This window comes from Myxococcus llanfairpwllgwyngyllgogerychwyrndrobwllllantysiliogogogochensis (assembly GCF_006636215.1).
In the GTDB taxonomy this organism is placed as follows: Bacteria; Myxococcota; Myxococcia; order Myxococcales; family Myxococcaceae; genus Myxococcus; species Myxococcus llanfairpwllgwyngyllgogerychwyrndrobwllllantysiliogogogochensis.
In genome coordinates, this window is the sequence record NZ_VIFM01000384.1 from 1 (window position 1) to 8,448 (window position 8,448).

At 69.4% G+C, this 8,448-nt stretch carries 6 protein-coding genes; 2 read left to right on the forward strand and 4 right to left on the reverse strand.

The window, feature by feature from the left end; all coding sequences use genetic code 11:
• Positions 1–538: 538 nt before the first annotated feature.
• Positions 539–2,050 carry a hypothetical protein gene (locus FJV41_RS46110; protein WP_141648999.1) on the reverse strand — a complete coding sequence of 504 codons (1,512 nt, stop codon included), beginning with the start codon at positions 2,048–2,050 and terminating at the stop codon, positions 539–541.
• Between the two features lie 205 nt (positions 2,051–2,255).
• Here FJV41_RS46110 and FJV41_RS46115 point away from each other — a divergent pair, with 205 nt between their 5' ends.
• Positions 2,256–2,786: an SHOCT domain-containing protein gene (locus FJV41_RS46115; protein ID WP_141649000.1), complete on the forward strand. Its 531-nt coding sequence runs from the start codon at positions 2,256–2,258 to the stop codon at positions 2,784–2,786.
• A 21-nt stretch (positions 2,787–2,807) separates the two neighbouring features.
• Here FJV41_RS46115 and FJV41_RS46120 read toward each other — a convergent pair whose 3' ends face one another.
• From FJV41_RS46120 to FJV41_RS46130, 3 genes are all read right to left on the reverse strand, one after another.
• Positions 2,808–3,995 carry an NAD-dependent epimerase/dehydratase family protein gene (locus FJV41_RS46120; RefSeq protein ID WP_141649001.1) on the reverse strand — a complete coding sequence of 396 codons (1,188 nt, stop codon included), beginning with the start codon at positions 3,993–3,995 and terminating at the stop codon, positions 2,808–2,810.
• 90 nt (positions 3,996–4,085) lie between these two features.
• Entirely contained in the window at positions 4,086–5,381 is a 1,296-nt protein-coding gene (locus tag FJV41_RS46125; RefSeq protein ID WP_141649002.1) for an NTP/NDP exchange transporter, read from the reverse strand.
• A gap of 96 nt (positions 5,382–5,477) precedes the next feature.
• Positions 5,478–6,776 carry a pyridoxal phosphate-dependent aminotransferase gene (locus FJV41_RS46130; RefSeq protein WP_141649003.1) on the reverse strand — a complete coding sequence of 433 codons (1,299 nt, stop codon included), beginning with the start codon at positions 6,774–6,776 and terminating at the stop codon, positions 5,478–5,480.
• Positions 6,777–7,081: 305 nt separating this feature from the next.
• Between FJV41_RS46130 and FJV41_RS46135 the strand changes: the two genes are divergently transcribed.
• Complete coding sequence (locus FJV41_RS46135; RefSeq protein WP_246137841.1) at positions 7,082–8,158, forward strand: DUF1028 domain-containing protein; 1,077 nt, start codon at positions 7,082–7,084, stop codon at positions 8,156–8,158.
• Positions 8,159–8,448 lie beyond the last annotated feature (290 nt).

Sequence of the window (8,448 nt, forward strand, 5' to 3'; positions counted from 1 at the left end):
AGATGTGTATAAGAGACAGCGCTTGAAGCACCAGAGGGGGACATCGCGGCACCAGGGCTTGCCGTCTTCGCGGGGGCGAAGCGCAGGCAGTTGGCGGTGCTGACGAAGTCGAGCGCGCTGGGGTTGCTACAGGGGGAGATGGAAACAGTCACGCGGGTGGCGTCCATGCGCCCGCAGACGTTTGGCTGGGCGCAGACCCTGGCGCGATTGCGAGCGGTCTCGCGTCCCGCGGAGTACTGGCCCTAGGCCCGATTCAAAGGGGTGTGGGTGCTTGGGGGCACTCGAGACATCCCGAAAGCAGTGCAGTCAGCATGCGCACCGGGGGGAGCGCACTTTCGCTTCGCTGGAGGGGTCCAAGGCCCTCCGGAAAAGATGCACGGCGGGTAGGAGGATGGCGTCGCGGGGGCGGCGCCATCTGTGGCAGGGGGACCCGGGGGTGACGCTCTTCAGAGGGGGAGAGCGAACCTGAGCAAGGGTCATACCGGGGGGTGCTCCGAGTTCATCGGGGCATCCCCCGTTGCTTTTTCAGGGCCCCGAATCACTCCACTCGCAGCGTCGCGGTGCCGGTGAGGGTGCGGTTCAGGGTGAGCCACAGCGCATCGCCCGCGTCGTCCACGGAGGCAAAGCAGTCCACGTCGGCGGCGAGGACCTGGTCGTCCAGCAGCACGCGCGCGGGCGGCGTGGAGGCGGTGTAGCCGCGCAGCACCACCACGGGGTGCACCAGGGAACCACGGCCCACGTCGAAGCGCAGGCGCGCGCGGTTGCCCGTCACGCGGGCTTCCCACGTCGCGTAGACGGGGTTGTAGCCAGGCACGTCATAGGGCACGGAGTCCGAGCGACCGACGCCGCCAGGGCCGTGCGTGGCCACGGTGCCCTCGGTGGCGGACAGGCGCACGGCCTGCCAGGACTCGACCTCCGAGGCGCGCCGCCGCACCGGGTCCTCCGAATGTGGCCCCAGCACCATGAAGACGGAGTAGCTCTGGTAGGGGTGCCCGGAGAGCATGCCGTCATCGCCGTAGCGCGCGTACTGGCGCCAGCCGAGCGCGCCGTAGTTGCTGCCCCAGGCCATGCGATGGGAGCGAGTCGTCGTGGGCAGTTGGTACTGGTTGAGCTGGTAGGTCCAGTTCCAGTCGTCGGGCAGGGGGCCGTCCGCGTCGCGCTGTCCCCAGCCCTGTTGGTAGAGCCAGTAGCCACCGGCGGGCTTCTGGAGCCAGGGCTGCGTCTGCACCACGCCCATCTCCGCGTCCGGCGCGGTGGTCCACATGCGGGTGTAGGGGACGACGTTGGGCTCGCGGTAGTCCCAGCCGCTGGCCCTCGTCACGGGGGAGGACAGCGTCACGAAGCGGTGACGGTCTCCCCAGCCAAGGCCGGCGATTTCGGCGTTCGCGTTGCCGTCGAAGAGCAGGTCGCCATAGGGCGAGCGCACGTCGGCCTCCAGCGCATCCGGCGGGACGCTCGAGACGTCGTGGGTGATGGCGTAGAGCGGGTGGTCCCTGCCGGTGGCGAAGAGGTAGTGCACCGTCACCTGGACGACGTGGCCACCGAGCGGCAAGGGCCAGCGGAACTCGTGCAGCGCGTGGTGACGTCCCGCGAAGAGGGTGCGGCCGGTGCCCGTCACTCCCTCCGTCCAGTTGCCCCAGGTGGCCCCGGCGCGGAGGTGACACGTCACCATGCCCCAGCCGGGGACACCGTCATTCGCGCCGTCACAGGTGCGCGCGGCGCCGTCCGCTTCGTAGACGTAGCGACGGACGTAGCCACCGTGCCAACCCGCGGGGTCCAAGGAGTCATTGCGCACCAGGAAGGCCGAGCGCGGCGCGCAGTCTCCGTCGCGCCACGTGTAGCGGTCCGTGTGGAAGCCCTCCAGGTCCACGTTCCGCTCCAGACTCAACGGAGCGCAGAGATGCGCCTGCCCGGAGCCCGCATCCGGAATCCCAGCGTCGGGCTCCGCATCTGGACGGACGTCCCTGCCGCCGCAAGCAACGAGTGACACGGCGAGCAGCACGGCGGCGCCGCGCCGCCCGGGCGCGAGCAGGGCCCGCTGAGGCATCATCGTGAGTCCTTTCGAGTGCGCTCCCGCGCGACAAACCATGCCCCGCGCTTTCATCCCCGGCGGACGCATCGCGGACCATCATCGCATGGGGTCCGCACCGTGGGTTTCACCTCGGGCACGGCCCGCTTAGAGTCGCGGGACGCCGCCCTCGTGGACGGACGGCACGCCCCAGCAGGCCCGGCTCTTTCTTCGAGGTGAAGTGGTCATGATGGAGCTCGACAACGTCCGTCTCTCCTTGATGGGGGGCTGGGCGGTCTTCGCGGTGGGGTGCTGCTGGTTCTTCGGCTACTGGCTCCACTCCCGCTGGAAGCACGAGCAGGTCCGCCAGCACGGGATACCCGCCGAGGCCACATTGCTGCGCCTGGAGCGGACCGCGATGCGCATCAACAAAGCGACGGTCTACAACCACCTGCTCCAGGTGAGAGTGCCAGGTCGCGCGCCCTATGAAGTGTGGTTGCGGAGCCGGGCGCACGACTGGAACGTGCGGGTGATGGAGCCGGGCCTGGAGCTCAAGGTCAAGGTCGCTCCGGAAGACCCGAACCGGGTCGCCGTCATGGGGCCCCTGGTTCCGCAGGACCTGGGCCATCTGGTCCGACTCATGACCCAGCCACCCGTCCCCCCGCCGCCAGCCGACCCGGTGAAGGCCCTGACGGACCTCCAGCGGATGGCCGGCGCGGGCCTCATCACGACCGAGGAGTTCGAGCAGAAGAAGGCCGAAATCCTCGCGAGGCTCTGAGGCTCCGCGCCCGAGCGCGTCTCAACCCGCGTGGGCGTTGCCCTTGTCGTGCTCCTGGTGCCACGCGGCGAGCACTTCCTTCTCCCGCTCCGGCTTGATGCCCGACCGCAGCTTCGCCTGACGCTCGGGCGGCTCCGCGTTGAACCAGGCCACCGTGTCGCGGACCGTCTCCTCCAGCGGGCGGAAGGTGAGCCCCGCCGCCAGCGCCTTGTCGATGTTCACCCGCAACAGGCCCGCGTCCTCACCCGTGGGAGACACCCAGACCGGCATGTCACCGAAGGGCTCCACCTTGTGCTTCTCCAGGAAGGACGGATGCGCCCAGACGAAGCGCGCGTCGCTGTTCAGCGCCTTCTTGCTGCGCTCCAGGAAGTCGCGCATCACCAGGGGCTTCGAGGGCCCCGTCGCGGTGTAGGGCCCCGACAGCTTCTGCTCCACCCCCAGGATGATGAACGCGGCCAGGTCGCGTGCGTCGATGAACTGGGTGGTGTCATGCCCCGTGCCGGGCGCGAGCACCTCGCCCCCTCGCGCCACGCGCACCGGCCAGTACGTGAAGCGGTCCGTCGGGTCATCCGGCCCGACGATGAGGCCAGGGCGGACGTTGAACGTGCGGCCGGGCATCGCCTTCTCCGCGGCCTGCTCGCACAGCGCCTTCAGGGCGCCATAGTGCGTGTCCACGTCCTCCGTCGTCACGTCCGCCACCGTGGCGACGGGCGCCGTCTCCGTGAGGCCGGGCTTCGACGCGTCCTTGTAGACGGAGATGGTGGACACGAAGGTGTAGTGCCCCACGTTGGGCGCGAGCAGCTCCGCCGAGGCCTTCACGATGCGCGGCACGTAACCCGACGTGTCCACCACCGCGTCCCACTTGCGGCCCTCCAGCGCCTTGAGGCCCTCCGCCTTCGTCGGGTCCCGGTCCCCCTGCAGCTTCTCCACGTTCGGGAAGAGGCCCGGATTCGTCTTGCCCCGGTTGAACAGCGTGACGGTGTGGCCTCGCGCCTGCGCGGACTCCACCAGCGCCGGACCCAGGAACTTCGTGCCGCCCAGGATGAGGATGCTCAAGGGCTTGCTCGCCTTCGCACCCGAGGCCCCCTTCTCCTGGGAGTCCGACTCACCGGACGCGCCACCCGACGAGCCCGACGTCGCACACCCCAGGGCCCACAGCGAGCCCACCGTCACAGCGCCTTGAATCAGGTCTCTGCGAGACAGCTTCATGTCGTGTCGTCTCCTGCTGCGAGGTTCGTCTCAACCCCCGCTCCCCACGACCATCCCGAGGAGCGACGAGGAAGCACTGCGAGGCACACTTCAGCGGGCGGCGGCATTATCGGCGGCGACGGGCGCGAGCGCACCCCCGGCCTCCCGGGACAGTCGCCGCTGCTCCCGCCCCAGGTACAGCGACACGCCGAGCCACAGCCCCGCCAGGGGCACCGCCGCCAATGACAACCCCGTCATGCCCAGGCCCAGCGCCGTGAGCCCACCCTGCAACCACGCGCTCACCGTGTCGCTGCCCCGGTACACCACCGTGTCGATGAAGCTCTTGGACTTGTAGCGCGCCTCCCGGTCCACCGTGGTGAAGAGGATTTCGCGCGAGGGCCGCTCCAGCGCGTAGTGACTGGCCCCCCGCAGCGCCTTGAACGCCACGAGCACCCCGAGCACCGGCACCGCCGCCAGCCCCAGGAAGCCCAGCCCCGTGAGCACCGGCGCCACCGCCAGCGCCGCGCCCAATCCCAGTCTGGAGATGATGCGCCCGGTGACGAGCGTCTGGAGCGCCAGCGTCAACAGCTGCACGTAGAAGTCGATGTCGCCGAACAGCGCGGTGCGCGAGGCCGCGTCCTTGCCCACCTCCGCCACCAGCTTCACCTCCTGGAAGTACAGGAAGGTGGACGTGGCCGCGTAGAGCAACACCTGGAGCCCGAGCGCGAGCAGGAGGGGCGACGCGACCAGGAGCCGCAACCCGGCCAGCACCCCGCCGCCCACCGGCGCTTCCGCCGACAGGGGCTGATGCTGGACGTCCCGGGCCCAGCGGCTCAGCCAGCGCACGCACTGCGCGCTCACCTCCAGCAGCACCGCGGACACGAGGATGAGGTTCACCGGCCCCACCGGCTCCGCCAGGCGCCCCACCAGGAAGGGCCCCACCAGCATGCCCGTGGTGCCACCCGCGGCGATGAAGCCGAACAGTCGCTTGCCCTGCTCGCCGGCGAACACGTCCGCCATGAAGCTCCAGAAGATGGAGACCACGAACAGGTTGTAGACGCTCAGCCAGATGTAGAAGACCCGCGCCACCGGCTCCCTCGCCACGTCCAGCTTCAGCAGCACGAAGAAGGCCAGGAGGCTGACGAGGAAGAAGCGGTAGATGCGCGGCAGCACCACCCGCCGGGGCCAGCGCGCCACCAGCGCGGAGAAGGCCGGCACCGCCAGCAACATGACGATGAACGTGGCGGTGAAGAGCCACGGCAGGCCCTTGACGCTGCCCGCCGTCCCCATCTCGTTGCGGATGGGACGGAGGATGGCGTAGCCGCACATCAGCGTGAAGAAATAGACGAAGGACCCGAGGACCGCGCGAACTTCCTCGTCACGTACATCCACGAATCGCTTGAGCATTGGCACGAAGTACCCGGCTGAACTCCAGCCCTTTCCGTGTATTCCCGAACCCCGCGCCCATCCAGGACGCCGCGCGGGGCCCGGCACCGACGGCGACTACTTCGCGGCGAGCACCTCGCGCAGGGCGGCCTCCACGCGGGGCAGGGCCTCCTGGATTTCCGCCACCGACGTCGCGCCCACGGACAGGCGGAACCAGCCGGTGTCCTCGCTCAGGCCGAACGCCTGGAAGGGCACCACCGCGAAGCTGGCCTTCTCCAGGAGCAGCTTGCGGATGTCGTCATTCGTCTTCAGCCCGCCCTTGCCCACCAGGTCGAACTGGACGGACAGGTAGATGGCGCCCTGGGGCGCGATGTGCCGCACCGGCAGCCCCGCGTCGCGCATGCGCGTCAGGCCCGTGTGCAGCGCCTCCAGGCGCGCGTCCACGCGCTGGCGCATCTCCGTCAGGAAGGACTCGGTGGCGGGCACGTCGTCCAGGTAGCGGGCCACCGCGACCTGCTCCGCCTTGGGCGCCCACGCCCCGACGTGGCCGAGCACGTCGCGCATCCGAGCGATGATGGCCGGCGGGCCCACGCCCCAGCCCACGCGCACGCCCGTCGCGGCGAACGCCTTGGAGATGCCGTCCACGAACACGGTGTACGGGGCGACTTCCGGCACCAGCTCCACCGGCGTCACGTGCTTCACCGCGCCGAAGCTCAGCACCCAGTAAATCTGGTCGTACATCAGGATGAGCGGCTTCCTGCCCTGCTTCTCGCGCTGGCGGTTCTCCGCGACGACGCGCTCGCAGATGGCGCCCAGCACGTCGGACGAAATCATGGTGCCCGTGGGGTTGAGCGGGCTGCACAGGCACAACAGGCGCGCGGTGCCCAGGTGCGGCGCGAGCTGCTCCAGCGTGGGCATGAAACCGTGCGACGGGTCCGTCGTCACGACGACGCCCTTGGCGTTCATCATGTGGACGTAGTGGTTGTTGTTCCACGACGGCACCGGGTAGACCACGGTCTCCCCGTCATCGAGCACGGCGCGGTAGGTGCCGTAGATGATGGGCCGGGCGCCGCCCGCGATGACGATGCCCTCCAGCGGATACTTCAGGCCCAGGGCGCGCTCGTAGAAGCGCTGCACCGCCTGGCGTAGGTCCAGCACGCCGTCGGAGGGCGGATAGTTCGTCTCGCCCGCCTGGAGCGCGGTGGCGATGCCCTGGCGCAGGCCGTCGGGGATGGGGAACTCGCGAGGGCTGAAGTCGCCCACGGTGAGGTTGCACACCTTGCGGCCCTTGGCGACGAGCTCACGGACTTCCGCGGCGATGCGGAGAATCTCGCTGCCAACGAGGCCCCGCGCCATCGTGCCAATGGAGGCGTCGTCCCGCGAGGGACGTGGGAGGGAGGTGAGGTCGAGAGCCATGGGGAATCTGTCTCCGGTTCGTGCGCGTAAGGGGGGACGCGGGCTGCGGCCGGGCGCGGACCATACCCGCCACCCGGGCCCTTGTGGGGCGCGTCTGAAACTTCTGGGGGAGTGCCACAGCTACAATTTTCCCGGAAGCGAGATACGCGGGGCACCCGGGCCAGCGGGCCCTCCTCGGGTCGTCGGTCCTCGCCCTGAATCCGGAGCTTGACGGCCGGCACGGGTCTCCGAGTCTTCCCGATATGCCTTGAAGCGACGTGGCGTTCATGGAGCCAGAAGTTCCGAACTCACATCAAACCCCAGACATGAAGGGTCTCATCCGCGTCGAGCGGTGGTTGCTCGGCCCCGGCGGAGCCCTGCCCCGAGGTACGTGCATGAAGCCGTTCAAGCGTGGCCTGCTCGTCGCTGCGTCCGTGTTGCTTGGCTCCACCCAGGCGTCCGCGGCGGACCGCCCCTTCAACCCGAGCATCTTCGGCACGCGCGCCGTCGTGGCGTGTGACCCGGTGGAGAAGTCGTGCGGCATGGCCGTCATCTCCTTCCCCAGCGGCGTCAGCGGACTGGTGCCCTATGGTCGCTCGGACGTGGCGGTGGCCACCATGGCGCTGCCCTCGGTGGATGACGCGCAGGCGGTCATCGCGCGCATCGACTCGGGCACCGCGCCCCAGGAGGCCATCGACACGGTGCTGGCCTCGGACCCGTATGCCCCCATCCGCCAGCTCGCGGCGGTGAAGCTCCACCCGGATGGCAGCGTGACGGTGGGCCAGCGCTCGGGCTCGGAGAACAGCGAGCACACCTGCTCCATCAAGGGCGACACGTTCGTGGTGCAGGCCAACAACATGAGCACCCCCGACATGTGCCGGGCCATGGCGGACGGCTTTCGTCAGGCGCGGGGCAGCCTGCCGCAGCGACTGTATGCCTCGCTCAAGGCCGGGGCGCGCGTGGGTGGGGACCGCAATGGAGAGCGCTCGGGCGTCATCCGCGTCTGGAACTCCACCATCGAGACCGCGTTCTATACCCACGTGCTCGCGGAGGCGGTCGTCCACGGCAGCACCCGGGCGCTGCAGGAGCTGGGCGTGGAGCTGAATCGCTACCAGGGCACGCTCGCGGATGTATTTCCCGCGGACCGGGTGACGCTGGATGCCGACACGGCGCGCGACGTGAAGCGCGTGCTGCGCAAGCTCGGCTACTACCACGGCCGCATGGATGGGAGCTGGTCCGACGCCGCCGAGCAGGCGCTGTATGACTTCGCCTGGAACAACCTTTTCTTCCTCAAGCCCACCGTGGTGGAGAACGGCACGCGGAAGATTGACGGCGTGCTGGTCCACTTCCTGCGCGACGCGGACCTGGGCGCCTTCGTGCGCGCGACGCCCTCGGCAGACTGAAGTCCCGGGCGTCCAAGGACCCTTCGCCCCGAGTGCGCGGGCGGAGGGTCTGTCGTCTTCTCGTCATCGAGTCCCTGGCGGGAGGCTGGCACCGCGCCTCCTGTCGTGAGAGAGGGAGTTCCTCACGGCCACTGTGGGGGCCGACAGGGGAGGAACGATGAAGCGTGCCGGACGATGGCTGTCGTCGCTGTGGCTCGCCGGGTGCCTCGTGGCCACCGGTTGCTCGAAGAAAGAGGAAGCGCCGCCCCATCCCGCGGCCGAGCTGCCTCCTCCCGATGACACCCCCGCCC

Bases quoted from the DNA above. Each gene is read 5' to 3' on its own strand.
- FJV41_RS46130 (WP_141649003.1), bottom strand. From the start codon at position 6,776: ATGGCTCTCGACCTCACCTCCCTCCCACGTCCCTCGCGGGACGACGCC.
- FJV41_RS46115 (WP_141649000.1), top strand. From the start codon at position 2,256: ATGATGGAGCTCGACAACGTCCGTCTCTCCTTGATGGGGGGCTGGGCG.
- FJV41_RS46135 (WP_246137841.1), top strand. From the start codon at position 7,082: ATGAAGGGTCTCATCCGCGTCGAGCGGTGGTTGCTCGGCCCCGGCGGA.
- FJV41_RS46120 (WP_141649001.1), bottom strand. From the start codon at position 3,995: ATGAAGCTGTCTCGCAGAGACCTGATTCAAGGCGCTGTGACGGTGGGC.
- FJV41_RS46110 (WP_141648999.1), bottom strand. From the start codon at position 2,050: ATGATGCCTCAGCGGGCCCTGCTCGCGCCCGGGCGGCGCGGCGCCGCC.
- FJV41_RS46125 (WP_141649002.1), bottom strand. From the start codon at position 5,381: ATGCTCAAGCGATTCGTGGATGTACGTGACGAGGAAGTTCGCGCGGTC.